Here is an 18,493-nt window from a genome sequence, read left to right on the forward strand (position 1 = left end):
TCACTTAAAATGGGTTAATCGTTATCGAAAAATATACGCCATTTTCTTGCCAGGTATTATCCTCGGACTCAACAGAAATTAAGGGAATCCCCCAGTCTAAGCGAGCGGTGATGCGATCGCCTTGTTGCCATTGTAGTCCCAAACCCAGAGCCGCCAAACTGCTCGGGTTAGGAGCGTCTATCTCGCCGTTATTCCAGGTTGTGCCAACATCCACAAAGGGAGTCACCTGTAAAACACCATCCCACTCAGGAATGCGTAAAATGGGCAGCCGCACCTCGGCTGAAGCAAAGGCGCCATTATCAGTGAGTCGAATATCTTGGCGATAGCCGCGTACACTCCCTTGACCCCCTAAACCATACTGCTCCACAGGTAACAAGTCTTGAGCGGCTAGTTGAATGTCACCGCGAAGCACCAGTAATGTATCTGGGGCTAAGAGTCTTACCCACTGGGTTTGACCCCGCCAGGAAAAGAAGTGACTATCAGGCGCATCATCGTTGACTGTGGCATTAAAGACACCCAGACCTACATTAAACTGAGAGCGTAGGGCAAAGACTTCCCTCGCCCCTCGTTTAGTCCACTCTTGAAAGAATCGCAGGGCTGAAACTCGGATGCGCCCATCCTCATCAGCACCCAATGAAGGAAAACCAACTTCTTCTCCTATTAAGTCTTCTAAGAAAACAGTTTTTGTATTGCGTCGAGAGGCGGTTAAACCCACTGCGAATTCCTGGGTTGGTGTTTCCAGGAGGGGTTGACGAAATGTGAGGTCAAAACTGGTTGAGTCGGATTGGATATCAAGAAAGTTAAATGGATCTTCAATAATCTCGCTGGAGGTGTTGCTAAAGCTAAAGCTAACCGTGCCATTACGCGGATTCACGGGTAGGGCGTAGTTAAATTCAATCTCATCGCTACCATCGGTATTGGTATAGCTGAGGGTTACGCCATCGCCGAATCCGAGTAAGTTGGCTTGAGTTATGGAAGCCCCGCGCCGGAAGCTACCTACACTGGGGGAACGCCCATTGTTGGCAACGAGTTGGTAACTCCAGGTGTTGGCTTCGATAATATCGACGATGAGTAAACTGGTACCGGGTCCAGAACCGGTCGAGAGTTCAGCCGAGATATTTTCGATGAGGGGATCAAGCTGCAAAAGACGTAGGGATTCGAGTAAATGCGGCACGTTGAGGGGTTTGGGATTAGCGACAGCAATACGCGATCGCACGTAGTTGGGACGCAGGCGGCGAAGTCCATTCACCTGAATCTCTTCGATTCCGCCTTCGACAATTTCAATAGTGACGGTATCCTGGTTTAGGGATTGAGGTGGAATGAAGGCACCGGATGTAGCATAGCCGTTGTTTACGTATAACTGGGTGATGGCAGTTCTGGCATTTAAGAGTTCCGCAAAGGTAATCGGGCGATTAGTAAACTCCGCTGTCACTTCGGCTAACTGTTCATCACTAAATGCTGTATTGCCGATAAATTCAAAATTTTTCACCGTAATTTGGTCTTGAGTGACACCCTCAGGCGTCTCAGGCGTTGTCGGTGTTAATTGAGGGGATTCTAGAAGCTGTTCTGGGGGGGGTAATGTAGGAGACGGTGTGGCTTCTGGCAGCCTAGAGGGAGGCGGTGGCTCAATGTCTTGAGGCGGAGGCAGTTCAGGAATTGAGGGACTCTCCCCAGGAGTCGTGCGATCAGGAATTTGAGTGAGGTAGAGGGGCAAGTGTTGAGTTCTGAGTGTAGAGATGTGCCATGGCGCGTCTTTCGGGGCGGGTTTCATGACTCTCGTTTCTTCCTTTACCCCGATGTGACTAAACCCGCCCCGACTGAGTTTTGAATGGGTGATCTCATGTCCGTCTAAACGGTTATCATTTTCTTCTACCTTCCCTTGTGCCCTGTGTCCTGTGTCCTCTGCCTTCGTGGAGCCTTCTGTCTTTTCTTCCTCAATTGTTCTCGATAAATAGTTTAGGTGTTCAGGGTGAGGTAAGACTGGAGACAAGGACGTCTTGATTGAGGCTTTAGCGTTTGTGGAGATAGGCAGATTTTGAGCGTTTACCGAGGGAGTTAGCCATAACACTGCTGACAATGTTGCTATAGAGGTGAATAGAATTTGCCCGTTGGACTCTACACCAATCATATTGTTCATTTATCAAAAATAAAGAGGCTGATTATCGAGGAAGTTGGTAAAGCAATCATTGAAAGATAATCATCGGTTTGACAAAATCCTAGTATGGCATGGCAAGAATTATAAACCTATTCTCATTCATCCTGTGATTCCTGCGGTAAACCCCTGGAATAGTGGGATTTGGGCGTAGCAGGACTGTTTCTTTTTAGCGATGTTACTCTTACTAAGCTGTTCGGCATTTAAACCTTAATGTCAACAACTGCTCTCATCGTTGTAATTCGAGCATCTTGCTCGCTACCCATTCCCAATTTAAATGCGTGCGTGATAGCTTACTGGCTAATGAACTACCCCACCTTGTAGAAAGAAAAAGCTAACAAGAATTAGTCAACAATACTTGAAAATAAAAGTAGAGGGTGTTAATCCCCTGACTTCCTAACCCTTCCCACCCTGTAGACGGGTGAGAATTGGAGCGAGTTCAGTTAAACCCCTGATCTGATGAAGCTTTTAATTAGACCTGTTCAAATGTCGGCAAATCTTTGAAGTTTCCTTTGATTTTCTTTTCTGATTTCGGAATAACTTCAGTGAGATATTTGACTAAGATTCTTGAATCAAATATAAATAATAGTTTCATTTTATAATAGCGTATTTGGGTTAGAGTGTCAAAACGTTTTAAACTGAACAAACTGGTACAATCATACCCTCACGAGCTAATACATCATTGGGAAAGACAGATTTTAGTTGGGATTCCATCCAGTCAAGAAAATCATCATCATGGTCAGGATGGTAGTGAGACATAACAACCCGCTTAACTCCTGCTGCCTTAGCTGTTGCCATACCGGTTTGCCAGAGTTGGTCTTGCCAGTCTAGGGGCGAAGGCTTGAGAAAATCATCTGCACGAATATTACACGGGGCATCCAAAATGAGCAAGTCAGCATGGCGGGCTAAGTGTAACAAATTGTGATCCAATCGATCCGGCGATTGGGAATGAGCGATCGCGTAGACGGCAGAATGACCTTTCCAGGTGACACGGTAGCCCATTGAACTGGATGCCGGGTTAAGTAAAACCGCTTCAACGACTAGATCATCCACGGTGATTTTATGACTCGAACCCAATTCGTAAAATTTTAGCTCCGATTGCATGACCTGAAGTGGAACGGGAAAATTAGGCGCTAACATTTGCCCACCTAGGCGCTTTTCGATTGAGTCTCCATTAGTCGCCCTTGCGCCATAGATGTGGAAACAATTGCCGGGAATAAAGGCAGGTGTAAAAAAGGGAAATCCCTGAATACTGTCCCAGTGGCAATGAGTGAAGAAGATGTAGGCTTCTAGGGGCATTTGGCTGAGTAAATGGTTGCCGAGAAGCCGCAAACCACTCCCCCCATCGAAAATCAGGCGTTTAGAGCCGACACGCATTTCTATACAGGAGGTATTGCCACCATAGCGTACCGTTTCTTTCCCTGGAGCCGAAACTTTACCTCGAACGCCCCAAAATTGGACAACAAAATTGACGGTAGGGCCAGTTACCATGTTGGCTATAGCATTAAATGTGCGGGGGCTGGGTGACGCTGGATCAGAATCTGCCATCGTTCGATTAAATGAGCTGCCCTTAGCCGAGCTTCACACCCAGCAATTTCCACTATATGATACTCAGATAGGGACACTTTGGGTGAGGTAGTCGCTAAGGCTTTTGCGTCCACGGAGGCAATAACGGTATTTTTAGAGAAAATAACCTAGGGAAAACTTGTACAAAAGCTATGAATTTCCGCCTTTCCCCTAGGTTGAATTTTCTAGCACCCTTATTTTGATCAGGAAGTTTCTCTCAAGTCTGTTAATTTTAGCGTGCTTGGTGGAATTGGCTTGTGAGTTCTGTCACAAAGAGCAGCGGTAAGCTGAGGGACTTGCGGCGATGGGATAGGAGGGATAGAACTTGGTTCATAATTCCTCCTTGATTGTTTAGGGTTGTAAACCATGAACCCTTAATGGTGAATCCCACCGCTTTCCAGGGTGGGAGTACCTCAACTACCGGCTTGACTATCTACCAGACTTGTTACCGGCGGCGATACACTTCTCCACCAGTGGCATAACGTCCTTGATATCCTTCCAGCCTAGAATTTCCGTGACTTTTTTTTCGAGATTTTTGTAAGTCTTGAAAAATTCAGCAATTTCATCCAACCGATGCTCAGCAACATCTTTGAGCGATTTCACTTTAGCATAGCGTGGATCTTTGTCAGGAACACAGAGGATTTTTTCGTCGCGATCGCCAGAGTCAATCATCTCTAGCATACCAATGGGTCGGGCGGTAATGACACAACCGGGAAAGGTTGGCTGATCCATGATCACCATACCATCGAGTGGATCGCCGTCATCGGCTAAGGTGTTCGGGATAAAGCCGTAATCATAAGGGTATTGCACCGAGGAATATAAAACCCGGTCAAGGGCGAAGGCTTGTAGATCTTTGTCGTACTCGTACTTGTTTTTACTCCCGGCGGGAATTTCAATTAAAACGTTGATCAGTCCCGGTTTGGGTTGACTTGGAATCCGTGATAAATCCATGACAAAATTGTGTAAGCGACACAGCAGATGGGGGAAACCTAGCTATCCAAGGCTAAGTTACAAGGTTCAATCGTCCCGTATCGACGGTTGAAAAACCCCCGTGTAGCATTCTAAGCGAAGAGGGTCAATCTCCGCCTTAGCTTAAGGATTTTTATCTCCCAGACAAGTAGGAAAAGGCAACAGTAACAGTATTGCAACAGACAGAGTTATATTAAGTCCGGTAGCATCAGATTTATAGTATCCGAACCAATAAGAGTCATGTCTGAACAGTTTACCCAACAAGTGAGCGATCGCATCTGTAAGCACATGAATGATGATCATGCTGAGGCGATCGCGCTTTACGCCCGCACATTCGGGAACTCTCCCGATACTGAGTCGGCTCAAATGCAGTCCATTGATGCGACAGGAATGAATTTAATCGCCCAACGTCAGGGTGAGTCGGTTCCCTTACGCATTGAGTTTGATCACACCCTCAAAGACTCTGAAGACGCTCACCACACCTTAATTGACATGGTGAAGCAAGCCAGAGGTGCGGCTAAATCAACCTAGCGACGTGATAAATTAACGGAGCGGCTACCAAGGCGGGTAAAAAGGACGCAACACGGATGTGGGTCAACTGTAACAGGTTGATTCCCGTCCCCAAAATCATTAATCCCCCCACCCCGGTAATCAGGAGAATTCGGGGATCACTGGCGGGATCAGGGATTGCTTGCGCCAAGACTCCCGCCACTAGAGAGATTCCGCCCTGATAGACGAGAATCACAACAATCGAAAAACCGACGCCAATTCCAAAACTACTCGAAAGTGCGATCGCGGCGATTCCATCCATCACGGCTTTGAGTGTCAGTAAGGTATCGTCACCCGTTAAGCCATTATTCAGACTCCCCAGCAACGTCATTGGACCGACACAAAACAATAAGCTAGCCGCCACAAATCCTTCCGTGAAAGCACCACTTCCTCGAAACCGACGTTTTAGCCAATTTCCCACTGAGTGCAGTCTGGCTTCAATTTGCCACCATTCTCCCAGTAATCCCCCCAACACAATACTAATCAGCGCTAACACCACACCATCAATGCGCCCTGCTTGCACCTGAGTCATACTCGCCGCCATGGTAACACCCAGAAATAGGGTGAGAAGTCCTACCCCTTGGGTGATAATTTGTTGCATGGGTTTAGGTAAACGGTGTTTAAGTAACAACCCTACAGTTGTGCCAATAGCTACCGTTATCACATTTATCCAAGTGCCGCTTGTCTTGGCAAAGAAATCAGTCAGCAAAACATTAACTGTCAACGTTAATAGTGGCGTAGCAGACTTAATTTAATACATTAACCATTAGCAAGTAGGTTGGGTTGAGGGACGAAACCCAACACCAACGGGTTAGCTGAAACATTTTGTGTTTTCACACTCCATGCTCCCCCATAATAACTTGAACGCTAACAACAAACGCACAAGTTAGTCAATCTCAGGGCTAAGGTCCTTACTACAAACCTCATCTAATATAGTATTTAATCCATCTTGGCTCAAGGAGTGTTCTATGGCTTCTCCCTTTCCCGGCATGAATCCTTATTTAGAAAATCCGGCATTTTGGCCAGAAGTACATAATCAATGGATAATTAATAATTGATAATTGACAATTGATTAATTGGGTCTAAGACCTCTTCGTTTACGAAGAAATTAAAAAAGATTTTCCTTAATTTCAATCCTCTTCTTTTAAGGAGAGGTCATTATCCATTGTTCATTATCCATTGTCAATTTGTGAACCCCCTCCCGTCCCCCTTGAGATCCCCCTTCCGTCCCCCTTAAAAAGGGGGAGACCTGAAGAGTCTGGTCTGGCACGTAAATGTGTAGGGGCGGGTTTTACTACTCTCTTTTCGGTTGCACCCAGATGTAACTAAACCCGCCCCGATTCGTCGGTTTCGTGAGTTTATTTAACAAGTCAGATTACCGTGAGGGTACACAACCCAAAAGGTTACCAATGTGAGTTTTTCACCTTAAGTAAAACCAAAGCTTCATGAATTTCCCCTACCCTCGCTTATAACCGTAGTACCAACGACTCGTCCTATCCCCCACATTTCTTACCGTATGAGATTCTTTTGCCGGAATCAGCACTTCCTCTCCGACTTGGGGACGAAATGTTTTCCCTTGAAACGATAACTCAATGTCTCCTTCCAAAAGCATCACCAGTTCATCCGTATCGTGGACATAATCTGCCCACACCTGTCCCGGTGAATCCGTCCAAATCCCACAACTAAAGCCTCGGTTTTGCCAGTCGTTTTTAACGGTAGAATAGTCCATGGTGAACTGAAACAGCTAAAATTGTCGAATAGATTGAGTTCGTAGTGAGGGCTAAAGCCCTCTCAAGCTAGGCGTTAAAGCACTAAAGTGCTTACTACAAACAAAGGTTTATTTTAGTTGTGCCAAGCCAGTAGGTTGGGTTGACGCCAGGAAACCCAACCAAAGATAGGGATTAAGGTTCCCTACTACAAGCCGTACAGGATGGGCTATTCGACAGAAACGGATTTCACATCTACCGTAGCTTCCGGTGTGGTACTGGTTTCTTCGGTGACGATTCCCGCTTGGCGAGATTTAACCAAATCAATCAACCACTGCGACATCTCAGACACCAGCAGCGTCAGCACGACGACATCATCAATTTGTCCGACAATTGGAATAAAGTCTGGGGCGATATCAATGGGACTAAACACGTAAAGGAGAGTCCCTAAGACTATCCACCAACGGTATTTAGGATTGCGAACCGCGTTACGATACCAGTTATAAATGGATTGGATTGAAAAATTATTCATCAGTTTTCCCCGACAGCTACCTTTCATCTTGCCAAATTCATCCCGGAACCTCTATGGGGATAACCCACCTGTTCAGGTGCAGAACTTACACCTGCTGACGTGAGGGGGAGAGTTTGATGGGATTGGGATTTGCTGGGGATGATGGGAATCGCGCTTTGTTACTGTTTAACCTCATCACACAGAAACTTATCGCTCTCTGGGGCGTTGGATTTTAGATAATCCTCAACCCAATCACAGGCTCTATGCATGAGTGCATCTAGGGTTAAATCCTCTAAATTCCACAACCTGACTGTTTTATCTTCACTAGCAGAAGCAATCGTCTTTCCATCTGGGCTGAACACTACGATATAGACCGATGCTTCATGACCAGAAAGACTGTGGAGAAGTTCACCTTCTCGATTCCACAACCTGACTGTTTTATCTAAACTAGCAGAAGCAATGGTGTTTCCATCTGGGCTGAACACTACCCTCCCGACTGTTTCTTCATGACCAGAAAGAATGTGGAGAAGTTCACCTTCTCGATTCCACAACCTGACTGTTTTATCTAAACTAGCAGAAGCAATCGTGTTTCCATCTGGGCTGAACACTACGCTAATGACTGGTTCTTCATGACCAGAAAGACTGTGGAGAAGTTCACCTTCTCGATTCCACAACCTGACTGTTTTATCATAACTAGCAGAAGCAATCGTGTTTCCATCTGGGCTGAACACTACGCTAATGACTGGTTCTTCATGACCAGTTAGTCGATTCCGCTCTCTAACGCTGTCGTCATAAATTACCGTCTGCAAGGTTTGATTAATTCGCCGCTTAATCTCCAATTTTTCTGAATTTGATTCTTTGAATAGCTCTCCTGCCCGAATCCCTTCAATCAGAGCATCTAATTTCAGATTTGACTTAACCAATATCTGGGAAAAGCGGCTTAACGCATCAATTTGACCTGCCATCCTTTGTTCGGATTCCCGCCACTGGACTACAGCCAAGCTGGTTAAACCAATCAACCCAATCAAGGCAGTAACCGATACAACTATAATTCGGCGAGCTTGTTTAAGTTCTCGTTTACGGCGACTTTCTTCTTGATGCAAATGAGCCTCTTTCGCCGCTATACTTGCTTCAATAAATGCGTTTTGCAAGTTGGTTGCTGTAGGCTTTTTCCGGCTTTGATTCGTTTCCTGTAACCAGTCTTGAGCAATGGCTAATTCATTTCCCCGCAACAACAAATCATCACTTTTATCATGCTGCTGCCACTCCAGCGCCCGCTGTGACCATTTGCTATGCAGGCGAACGTGTTCTCTATCGGTATCTAAGGCTCTGATCAATTGATTGAAATTGGCATTAAATTCCCGTTGATTCTGATTGAAATCAATCCACTGAATCTTAGCTAATTCTGGATGCAAATCTGCCGAGTCTACTGGCTGATGTAATACGGTGATAAACCGCTTATTTAAACTGGCTGCATAGTCTACCTCATCAGCACAGTATGGTGATTTTATCGAACGGGGTGAAAGAATAAACAAAAAGTTATCACAGGCTTTAATCCCTGCCTGAATCTCATGATGAAAGTCACTCCCCGACGCAATACTTTCCTGGTCAAACCACGTCGTTTTTCCTTGCATCTGTAATGCATCATTTAGCTTTCTCGCCAAGTCTGAGTCCGCACGGGAATAAGAGATAAACACATCCAGTGATTCTAATGGCGGTTGTCGTAGACTTTCAGTAATGAATTCTTCCTGTAAGGCGGTGGGTAGATGTTGTGTCCTTTTTTGTGCTACCTTTAACCACGCTTCAGCACTGCGTAAGTTATAGCCTCGTAGCAGAATACTAGGATTTTGGTATTGCTCTTTCCACTTCAGCGCTTTAGTCAGTAAAATCTTATGCTCTCGATAATAAGCCTCATCCTGATTCAGAATCCGTAATAACTGACTTTCATCAAGCCGATAATCCTCTTCCTTTACATTATCGGTGAGGTCAATATACTGTAATCTCTGTAGCGCGGGTGGGATTTGTTCCACTGGTGTTTCCCGTACCAATACCGGAATAATCCGCTTGTGCAGTGATACCGCCAAGTCTAATTCTTGTTGACAGTAGGTTGAGTTTACGGAGTCGGGTGAAAGGAGATACACTAAGTTATCCGCCTGTTCAATTCCCCGTCTAATCGCCTCCTCAAAGGCTTCTCCTGTGTGGATATCGGTTGTATTTGTCCAAACGGTAATACTTTCTCGCCTTAAACTGCGACGAATCTTTTCCATCGTCGCCTTATCTACATCGCTGTAGGCAATAACCAACTGTGTCATCAAGTTATTGGCATTTTTGATACTTTCGGTGATGTATTCGCAATGTAAGTCAGTGGGAAGACAAGGCGGTTGTTCATCCTTAAATCGTACCTTTAACCAAGCTTCTGCCTGTTGTCTCTCTGCGCCCACTAATAGCCAACGATGTTGCTTTTGATTCCTCTCCCATTCCAATGCTTTGGCTAGAAAACGGGTATGTTGTTCTACATAGTCGGAATGAGAACGGAGTAATTTTACTAAGTCGGCTAAGGATGCTTCAAAATCGTTTACCCCCTCCTGAAAATACACCCAGTTGAGTTTACGGATTGTTGGGTGCATATTTTGATAGCTTTCGTGCAATCCCTTTTCTTTATACGCTTCCCACTCTTCCTCTGTACCATTGGGATTACGCTGCTGCCAGGTTTCCTGGCTAATTCCCATAACGTGTAATATAGGAATAATCCGTTTATTCAGTTTAATCGCCAGTTCAATTTCTTTTAGGCAATAGGGAGAGTTGACGGAATGAGGAGAAATGATAAATAGGAAATGACTGGCTTTTTCGATGCCATCATCAATTTGATTCTGAAAGTCTACGGCTAGGGGAATATCATTGAAGTCAAACCAGACGTTAAACCCTTGTGCAGTGAGACGGGATTGCAGGTTTTGAGCGAAGGGTTTACTATCGGCTCGTCCGTAGGAGATAAAGGCATCAAATAATGTTGTCATTTTCTGGTATCTGTCCCTAGCTAAACATCAGGAATACAGCTATGAATGTGGAGTATGCCACCGTTGTCGTAGCGTGACACACCGAATTGGGTGGAGGACGAACGAAAGCAATACCTTGATGCTAACCCCACCCTAACCCTCCCCTTTATAAGGGGAGGGAACCGGAAAGGAGCATTTCCCCCCAAAGCACCGGGGGGATTAAGGGGGGTTATTTTTAAGGCAACGAGATTCAAAGGCTCACTTAGTTTGCGTTTCCTCTTAAGTTGACACGGGTGACAGACGTGCGCCCTTTTACCGCACAGACGTGCGTCCAAAACCGTAAAATCCATCCCATCATTTTAGCTGTGCCACGGCAGTAGTGAACTGACACAGCTACAATCGTAGAATAGGTTGTAGGTTGGGTTTCGACTTCGCTCAACCCAACGAACTCTAGGGCTAAGGTTCCTTACTACAAGCCGGAGCGATCGCACATGCCTAACCTGTAAGAACATTTTGTGCAAAAATTTAGGTTGAATGGTACTAAGTTAAGGCTGGTGAGCATTGCCCACCCTACGGTATATAAAGAGTTTCGGCGATTAAAAAATGCAAGTTTTCAGTGCCATTTAATTTAAAGTGAGTAGCGAGCAAGATGCTCGCACTACGAGAATTTTGCCACTATTGACAATAACAATTGATTGAATGTTTTCTTCCCCATCTCCCAGACGCTTCAAAAGCGCGTCTCTAGACCCCTTAACCGAACCGTATTGAGACAGTTGCCACATCGCCACCCGTCTCTCCCGAATCCCGCGCTCTAGCCGCGAAAATTAATCAACCTCTTTGCAAGCGGCGATAAATCCCTAGAATTGGAGTGGCTTGCATTTTAGCAAAGACAATTATACTTAGCAATCAAGGGAGGTTGAGAACCGATATGGATATTGTTGCGGTTATTGAAAAGGGCGGAATCGCCATGTGGCCCCTGTTAGGGCTTTCGATCCTAGCAGTTGGTACAATTTTTGAGCGACTCTGGTTTTGGGCGGGAATCCTCTTGAAACAAGAGGAAATCGTCAATCGGGTGCTGGATGCAGGCGCTCAAAACTGGCAGGTGGCTAGAGAAATCGCGATGAAATCGCGGCGACAACCCGTGGGACGATATTTATATGCTCCCCTACGCCTGATCAGCCCAGAACCTGAATTATTCCGCTTAGCTTTAGAAGGGGCGGCTGATGATGAGTTAGCGGCGATGCGGCGCGGCGATAAGCTATTAGAAGCGGTGATTGCGCTGTCTCCTCTGTTGGGATTGCTGGGAACGGTACTCGGTTTAATTAACTCATTAGGCTCAATTACTATTGATCAACTAGGTACAGCCTCCACCGCTGGGGTAACGTTGGGAATCGGCGAAGCGCTGATTAGTACCGCGACAGGACTGATTATTGCAATTACCAGTTTGGCATTTTATCGACTGTTTCAAGCCTTTTGGTTTAACCAAGTCAAAATTTTCCGTAAAGCGGGGACAGAGTTGGAATTACTGTATCGCCAAGATTGGTTACAGGCTGAGGATAGTGATCAAGTGATGAGCGATACCCTCCAAGACCATACCATTAACGTTTACCAAGAGAGTTTTGAAGTACCCCAACCCCCGACTTCACTTCCCAAACCCCGATCCAAGCAGAAGCAGCCGCCAAAGCAGGATGATCAGGTTTCATCGGCACAACCCGATCGCACTCCTGTCGCTAATGCTAAAACAAACCAAGACGAACAGCTTTCCCCAGACAATCCTCAAGTCCCCCACAGCGATCGCACTCCCGTCGCCAATGCTAAAACAAACCAAGACGATCCGCTTTCCCCAGACAATCCTCAAGTCCCCCAAAGCGATCGCACTCCCGTCTCTAACCCTCAAGGAAAGCCAGACAATTAGAAATCTTTTCCTTAGTTTTCCCGATATCCTTAGTGCTGCTTGACTTCAAATTACCACCCGTTAATGTATAGACAAAAAGCAGACATTCTAAACAAGTGCAGCTTTGGAGCCTTCTTTGACCTTTTGCCACCCAAGACGATGACAACACTACCCCAGCACCGGACGAACAAAAAACGTGCCGCTTCCTTCCCCACACTAACCCGCCCTTTAAACTTGCGGATGGATTCCCCAACTGAAGAAGTTCGGATTGAGATCGTACCGCTAATTGATGTTATTTTCTGTATCCTGACCTTCTTTATCCTGGCAGCCGTGGGTCTATCGCGCCAACAAGCCATTAATGTTGATTTACCCAAGGCGAGTACCGGAACTGCCCAAGGACGGCAGATTCTGATGATTAGTTTGGATGAATTGGGGCAAGTGTATGTAGAAAAAAATCCGGTGATTACCCAAGAGCAGTTTATTCAACAACTCCAAGCTTACAAGCAACAAAACCCCAGTGGCGTATTTGTCCTCTACGCCTCGCCCAATGCCATGTATAACGAAGTTGTACAAATCTTGGATTTACTTCGGGAAGTCGGGGGCGATCGCGTAGCGCTAGCCAATTCACCTGGACAATCGCCGCAAATTCCGGGGACGAATCCCCTTTCTCCCTCAACTGGAGTCCCAGAATTTAACCCTAATCCTGGACAAATACCAGTTAATCCTGATGGCACATTTAATCCCAATTTTCCGCCTCAATTTCCGGGGGTTCCAGGTCAACCTCAATTTGGATCACCCCCGACGAATCCCGGTACGTTACCACCTTCTCCTGGACAATTTCCCATCAACCCCGGTGGTTCTGTTCCACCCAATTTTGGCACACCGGCGTCACCGCAGCCGCAAGGGGAATAAGTCATGTTTTTGTGTAAAGACGTGTCATGGCACGTCTGTTCTGTAGGGGCGGGTTTGACTATTATCATTTATCACCTCATCCCAGATGGGACTAAACCCGCCCGATTAAGGCGCAGATAGAGAGAATTGATGATAAAGTTTTCTCAAAACCCGCCCCGCTTAAGTGAGAGACTATTCAGTGTTAAGTGACTTATGACCGATAAATCCAGTGCCGGATATCGAATCGAACGTGATTCTATGGGGGAACGGCAAATCCCTAACGATGCCTACTACGGGATTCAAACCCTACGGGCAATTGAAAACTTCCCTATCAGCGGGATTAAACCCTTACCCACCTACATAGACGCCTGTGTGCTGATCAAAAAAGCCACCGCGATCGCGAATGGTAATCTGGGCTGTATTCCCCAAGATATTAGCCAAGGGATTATCCAAGCGGCTGATGAAGTTCTCAAAGGACAATGGCGGGATCAATTTGTCGTCGATATTTACCAAGCAGGCGCCGGTACATCCCACCACATGAATATTAATGAGGTGCTGGCAAATCGGGCATTAGAAATCCTGGGAGATGAGAAGGGTAACTATAAGCGGGTTAGCCCAAATGACCATGTAAACTATGGGCAATCCACTAATGATGTTATCCCCACGGCGATTAGAATCGGGGCGCTGTTGGCTTTAGAACATACCTTGTATCCGGCACTATCTGATGCCATTACCGCCCTGGATAACAAAGGGGATGAATTCCAAGATGTGGTCAAATCCGGCAGAACCCATCTGCAAGACGCTGTACCGGTGCGCCTGGGAGAAGAATTTCGGGCGTGGGCGCAAATTCTCAGCGATCATACCAATCGGATTGAACAAGCATCAGAAGATTTAATGGTACTGGGGTTAGGCGGAAGTGCTGCAGGAACCGGATTAAACACCCATCCCGACTATCGCCATCAGGTTGCCCAAATTCTTGCCCAACTCATTGATCAACCCCTCAAATCTGCCCCCCATCTCATGGCGGCGATGCAAAGTATGGCACCGTTTGTTAATGTATCTGGCAGTTTACGGAATTTGGCACAGGATTTAGTCAAAATTTCCCATGACTTGCGGTTAATGGATTCGGGTCCGAAAACCGGATTCAAGGAAATTCAACTTCCCCCCGTGCAACCGGGCTCATCGATCATGCCGGGAAAATACAACCCAGTTATGGCGGAAATGACCTCTATGGTATGCTTTCAGGTGATGGGCTATGATAGTGCGATCGCCTTAGCTGCTCAAGCGGGTCAATTGGAGTTGAATGTGATGATGCCGCTGATTGCCTATAACCTAATTCACAGTATTGAAATTTTAGGCAATACTCTATCTGCCCTAACTCAAAAGTGTCTAGCCGGAATCACAGCCAGACGCGATCGCTGTTTGGACTATGCTGAAGGGAGTCTGGCATTAGTCACCGCCCTCAATCCCCACATCGGTTATCTCAACGCGGCGGCTATCGCCAAGGAATCTCTGGAAACAGGCAAATCTCTACGGCAAATTGTCCTCGACAAAGGCTTGATGAGTGCTGAGGACTTAGCCAAGGTACTCGATCTTGATAAAATGAGTGCTTTGTTCCCGAACCAATGACAAATGACGAATGACGAATGACAAATCATACCATGCAAAGTCAAGATAGTTTTACCCAAGTCACCTTTCACTACATCAATGGCGAAACCGAATCCTTTGATATTCCCGTGACGCCAGAAGCTTTTAGCGAACAACTTGCTGATTTCCTCAGCCAACCTTGGTTAACCCTACATCTGTTCGATCAAAGCGTGATCATCCTGACGTCTCAAATTGTCAAAGTGGAAGTGACACCGCCGATTCCTCAACTCCAAGGGGAGGGTGTCTTATCGGATTGTCAACGAGTCACGGCTCTGTCCCGTGGTGCTAAAGTCTAAGATAAACTAAAGCTATTTCATGACACTTATGTCTAGCGTTAGTTTAATTCGGGCAGATTCCTATAACCGACAGCCATTAAGAACCGCCGTAGAAACCTTGCTGGAACCGTTAGGCGGGATTAGGGCATTTGTCAAAGTGGGCGATCGCGTCCTCCTTAAGCCCAATCTTCTCACGGCTGGACGTCCGGGTAAGGAATGTATTACTCGCCCCGAACTTGTGTACGCTGTCGCTGAGTTAGTCAAGGAAGCTGGTGGTCAACCTTTTCTCGGTGATAGTCCCGCCTTTGGTACAGCTAAAGGGGTGGCGCAGGCAAATGGCTATTTGCCGATGATGGATGAACTTAACATACCCATCGTCGAATTCCATGGTCAGCGATATCAAACAGTTAGCCATACCTTCAACCACCTGCGGCTGTGCAAAGAAGCAATGGATGCTGATGTGGTAATTAACTTACCCAAGCTGAAATCTCACACCCAGTTAACCCTGACTCTGGGGGTTAAAAACCTGTTTGGCTGCGTCCCTGGTAAAATGAAAGCCTGGTGGCATGCAGAAGCGGGTAAAGATGCCTTACGGTTTGGGGAAATGTTAGTGGAAACGGCGCGGACACTTGATCCCAACTTGACGATTCTGGATGCGATCATAGGTCATGAGGGTAATGGACCGAGTGGTGGAGAACCCCGACGCTTGAATATGCTAGCCGCGTCGGCTGATGTATTTGCTTTGGATCAGGCGGTAGTCAACTTACTCAATGTCGAACCCCTGCAAGTACCGACTGTAGCCGCCGCGATGAAATTAGGATTAAGTCCCAATCTGGATACCCTGGAATTTCCCCACCTGCATCCCGCCGATTTAAAGGTACTCGACTGGAAGCTACCGGATCGGTTAATGCCCATTGATTTTGGTATGCCCCGCCTAATGCGCTCCACATTTAAGCATTTTTACATCCGGTGGATCAAAGAGCCAATAAGTGTTTATGCTCAGCGGTAGTATAATCATTTTTGGATTGTTGGTGAGCAAAATCTAACATTCAAAACTCAAAGAAGGAATTATTTGGTAAACATTGTTACAACCTCTACCCAAGGAGGGAACGTATGCTGATACTACCCTCCGATTGCTTAATTCCACCGCCTAGTGTTAGAGGCGGTTTTTTGTATTTTCTGTCTCGAATTACGTACTAGAGCGTCAGTTCAGTAATAGCAGGTCGTGGTTATGTACAGTGCCATATTAGGTAGAAGTTGGCTTACCCACCGATAACTGATACCGAGTTGCGCTCAAACATAGTAGATAGGAAAAGCGGGGGAGGCAGGGGAGGCGGGGGAAGCAGGGGGAGAGAAAGTTATATCTTTGAATGCAACTTGGTATGAAGAGCAAAATCTGTCATTTATAAGTAATAACAGGGAAGTATAGGTAGCGAATGTTACCTCATGTAGAGGATTTCAGTAGATGATTTGATGAAACTGACTGGTATTCTAGAACTCGCGTCAATCTATCTAAGGTCAGTTGATTTGGCAAAACCGATGTCCTTATTAATAAAGTGTAAGATTTTATTGAAATTGTTTACAGGAAAACAATCCTTGAAGCAAAAACTTGTTAGAATATAGAATGTAGGGTCTTGAATTTGACCCGGTCTCAGATAAAATTTCAATTGACTCAAGTTCTGATTAAAACTTCATTTATGGAATCAAGTGGCTCGTCTGCCAACTCTTCTGACCCCTATCCTCATAGATGGGCTGAGATTATCGGTACGGTAATGGCGTTTTTGACTCTGACCTTACCTTTCTTAGCCATTGCTTACTACTCTTCTAGCAGCCTTGATGTTTTGCAGACAACACCCTACTCGCTGCCGAGATCAGAAACAGCTAACTGGAAAAACTTATGAACTGAAGTTCCCCTTGGACAAATTGCTACACTGTATGCCCTCAAGGGGGGAAGAAACTAAACTCACCAGTGCAGTTGACTCAAAATGTACCGCAAACGGTCATAATCATCTTTGAGTAAAACACTGAGGGTTCGCCCTGCTTGAACTAACCAGTCGCGATCGCCCTTGCGAATTTGATAGATATCTCGGATCGCCGCAGCCGTTAGGGCTTCCACTGGCGCTCCACTTACTAATAGGAGTGTACGCAGAAAATCCAACTTTTCGCTAAAGTAAATGATCTCATCGGGCTGGCATTGATAGACAGCCTGATGAATTTGCGGCGGACGGGGAGGTAGATATTGATAAGCCCGTCCCCTAGGGGGTTGGTCACCATTGTTTCCCTCTCCGGGCGGTATAAACCCAACAATTGCCGCACGAAACTCAGTTTTAAGCATGGCAAAAATTTGCGGCTGTTGCTCCCGCAATTCTGCCAGTGACAATCCCAACGCGACAGCCCGGTGAACTGAATCAATCGGGCTAGTTGTAGCGTGGTAAACTACCGCCATAACCTGATTGCCAGATTCTTCATCAACAGATTTGACCCAACTTCCAAAGGGTGGCATTACCGGAAAGCTCAAATCCTCTGGCTCTAAACATTGTGCCAGAAATTCTGTGGTTGCCGTTTCAATGACTTCCGCAATGTGATTATCAGGGCGTTCTCCAGCCGTAAACTGGGGTAAAGGAAGACGCATCTTTTAGTCCTTTGTCTTTTGTCCTTTGTCTTTCGTCATTTGTCACGACAAAATCTGCTGCTCCATTGGTCATTTTTTTGTTATTTTCTTATATGGGGCGGCTCAATGAAATGTGAACAGACAATAAGATGAAAGCGGGAACATAAGAGAAATAAAACCACCTTTTTCTGTATTCAAAAAGCATCTATCTTTGTTCCCGGTTCATTTTCGTTCGCTATAACAGGTCAACGGTTACAGTTTGTTTTTATTTTTTGCCTTGAGGATTCACCTCTTCGAGTTCCGATAAATTGAACGTAACAATTTTATCCCAGTTTCCACCTTCAAACAGCACACCCGCTTTTCCATCACCGATGCGCTGGACTATCCCTTCAAATTTGTAGTAAGTGTCCTCGCCGTTAATGACGCGAACAATTGAGCCAGGAAGAATCATCTGTTTTCACCCATAAATCTCTTATCTTAGCTTACTATAAATTGCTGATTTATAATTAAGCTAATTTCTTACCATTAATATTGGTCAGTGCGCTTCGTCCTTTGTTACCGACTATTGGTAGATCACAATTGACACTCCCCGGTCTCGCATACACGGGGATTCTGCTGGCAGAGCAGGCTGTGGAAGTTGCCACAATCTAACTCTCGCTACGGTCGTCAAACACCGTCTACCCAGTCGGTTTAGGTCAATACCTAACTTTCTGGCTACTTTTCTTAAAA

15 protein-coding genes and 2 pseudogenes are annotated in these 18,493 nt (G+C 45.9%); 8 read left to right on the plus strand and 9 right to left on the minus strand.

What is annotated here, in order from left to right; all coding sequences use genetic code 11:
• Positions 1-4: 4 nt before the first annotated feature.
• The 3 genes from ACLGGO_RS05150 to ACLGGO_RS05160 all read right to left on the minus strand — a co-directional run bounded on the left by ACLGGO_RS05150 (position 5) and on the right by ACLGGO_RS05160 (position 4,669).
• On the minus strand, positions 5-2,137 hold the full coding sequence (locus tag ACLGGO_RS05150) for a ShlB/FhaC/HecB family hemolysin secretion/activation protein (RefSeq protein WP_446418497.1): 2,133 nt from the start codon (positions 2,135-2,137) through the stop codon (positions 5-7).
• Positions 2,138-2,785: 648 nt separating this feature from the next.
• Positions 2,786-3,643, minus strand: a complete 858-nt coding sequence (locus ACLGGO_RS05155) for an MBL fold metallo-hydrolase (RefSeq protein ID WP_446418498.1) — start codon at positions 3,641-3,643, stop codon at positions 2,786-2,788.
• Between the two features lie 504 nt (positions 3,644-4,147).
• Positions 4,148-4,669 carry an inorganic diphosphatase gene (locus tag ACLGGO_RS05160; protein ID WP_446337868.1) on the minus strand — a complete coding sequence of 174 codons (522 nt, stop codon included), beginning with the start codon at positions 4,667-4,669 and terminating at the stop codon, positions 4,148-4,150.
• Between the two features lie 258 nt (positions 4,670-4,927).
• Between ACLGGO_RS05160 and ACLGGO_RS05165 the strand changes: the two genes are divergently transcribed.
• Complete coding sequence (locus ACLGGO_RS05165; protein WP_446418499.1) at positions 4,928-5,218, plus strand: DUF2470 domain-containing protein; 291 nt, start codon at positions 4,928-4,930, stop codon at positions 5,216-5,218.
• Here ACLGGO_RS05165 and ACLGGO_RS05170 read toward each other — a convergent pair.
• Positions 5,205-5,945, minus strand: a complete 741-nt coding sequence (locus ACLGGO_RS05170; protein WP_446418508.1) for a DUF554 domain-containing protein — start codon at positions 5,943-5,945, stop codon at positions 5,205-5,207. The two genes, ACLGGO_RS05165 and ACLGGO_RS05170, sit on opposite strands and share 14 nt — an antisense overlap.
• A 259-nt stretch (positions 5,946-6,204) precedes the next feature.
• On the opposite strand from ACLGGO_RS05170, the pseudogene ACLGGO_RS05175 reads away from it, so the two are divergent.
• A pseudogene (locus ACLGGO_RS05175) lies at positions 6,205-6,285 on the plus strand (DUF4058 family protein); the annotation flags it as partial.
• A 407-nt stretch (positions 6,286-6,692) separates the two neighbouring features.
• Here ACLGGO_RS05175 and ACLGGO_RS05180 read toward each other — a convergent pair.
• From ACLGGO_RS05180 to ACLGGO_RS05190, 3 genes are all read right to left on the minus strand, one after another.
• Positions 6,693-6,965, minus strand: coding sequence for a cupin domain-containing protein (locus ACLGGO_RS05180; protein ID WP_446418500.1), 273 nt, complete (start codon positions 6,963-6,965; stop codon positions 6,693-6,695).
• 206 nt (positions 6,966-7,171) lie between these two features.
• Positions 7,172-7,474 (minus strand): YkvA family protein, encoded by a 303-nt coding sequence (locus tag ACLGGO_RS05185; protein ID WP_446349619.1) that lies wholly within the window; start codon positions 7,472-7,474, stop codon positions 7,172-7,174.
• A gap of 158 nt (positions 7,475-7,632) precedes the next feature.
• Positions 7,633-10,467, minus strand: coding sequence for a toll/interleukin-1 receptor domain-containing protein (locus ACLGGO_RS05190; protein ID WP_446418501.1), 2,835 nt, complete (start codon positions 10,465-10,467; stop codon positions 7,633-7,635).
• Positions 10,468-11,374: 907 nt separating this feature from the next.
• Between ACLGGO_RS05190 and ACLGGO_RS05195 the strand changes: the two are divergent.
• The 6 genes and pseudogenes from ACLGGO_RS05195 to ACLGGO_RS05220 all read left to right on the plus strand — a co-directional run.
• A pseudogene (locus ACLGGO_RS05195) lies at positions 11,375-12,004 on the plus strand (MotA/TolQ/ExbB proton channel family protein); the annotation flags it as partial.
• A 495-nt stretch (positions 12,005-12,499) separates the two neighbouring features.
• Positions 12,500-13,252, plus strand: a complete 753-nt coding sequence (locus ACLGGO_RS05200; RefSeq protein WP_446418502.1) for a biopolymer transporter ExbD — start codon at positions 12,500-12,502, stop codon at positions 13,250-13,252.
• Positions 13,253-13,444: 192 nt separating this feature from the next.
• The gene (locus ACLGGO_RS05205) at positions 13,445-14,860 is read left to right on the plus strand and encodes an aspartate ammonia-lyase (RefSeq protein ID WP_446418503.1); all 1,416 of its coding nucleotides are present in this window, start codon (positions 13,445-13,447) and stop codon (positions 14,858-14,860) included.
• Between the two features lie 17 nt (positions 14,861-14,877).
• On the plus strand, positions 14,878-15,174 hold the full coding sequence (locus tag ACLGGO_RS05210; protein WP_446418504.1) for a hypothetical protein: 297 nt from the start codon (positions 14,878-14,880) through the stop codon (positions 15,172-15,174).
• 28 nt (positions 15,175-15,202) lie between these two features.
• Positions 15,203-16,162, plus strand: a complete 960-nt coding sequence (locus tag ACLGGO_RS05215; protein ID WP_446418505.1) for a DUF362 domain-containing protein — start codon at positions 15,203-15,205, stop codon at positions 16,160-16,162.
• A 688-nt stretch (positions 16,163-16,850) separates the two neighbouring features.
• Positions 16,851-17,054, plus strand: a complete 204-nt coding sequence (locus ACLGGO_RS05220) for a hypothetical protein (RefSeq protein WP_446418506.1) — start codon at positions 16,851-16,853, stop codon at positions 17,052-17,054.
• Between the two features lie 62 nt (positions 17,055-17,116).
• On the opposite strand, the gene ACLGGO_RS05225 is transcribed toward ACLGGO_RS05220, so the two are convergent.
• Together ACLGGO_RS05225 and ACLGGO_RS05230 are read right to left on the minus strand one after the other, a co-directional pair.
• Positions 17,117-17,785 carry an HAS-barrel domain-containing protein gene (locus tag ACLGGO_RS05225; protein ID WP_446337879.1) on the minus strand — a complete coding sequence of 223 codons (669 nt, stop codon included), beginning with the start codon at positions 17,783-17,785 and terminating at the stop codon, positions 17,117-17,119.
• 244 nt (positions 17,786-18,029) lie between these two features.
• Positions 18,030-18,215, minus strand: a complete 186-nt coding sequence (locus ACLGGO_RS05230; protein WP_446337880.1) for an NAD(P)H dehydrogenase subunit NdhS — start codon at positions 18,213-18,215, stop codon at positions 18,030-18,032.
• Positions 18,216-18,493: the final 278 nt, after the last annotated feature.

The organism is Coleofasciculus sp. (assembly GCF_046565525.1).
Lineage (GTDB): Bacteria > Cyanobacteriota > Cyanobacteriia > Cyanobacteriales > Coleofasciculaceae > Coleofasciculus.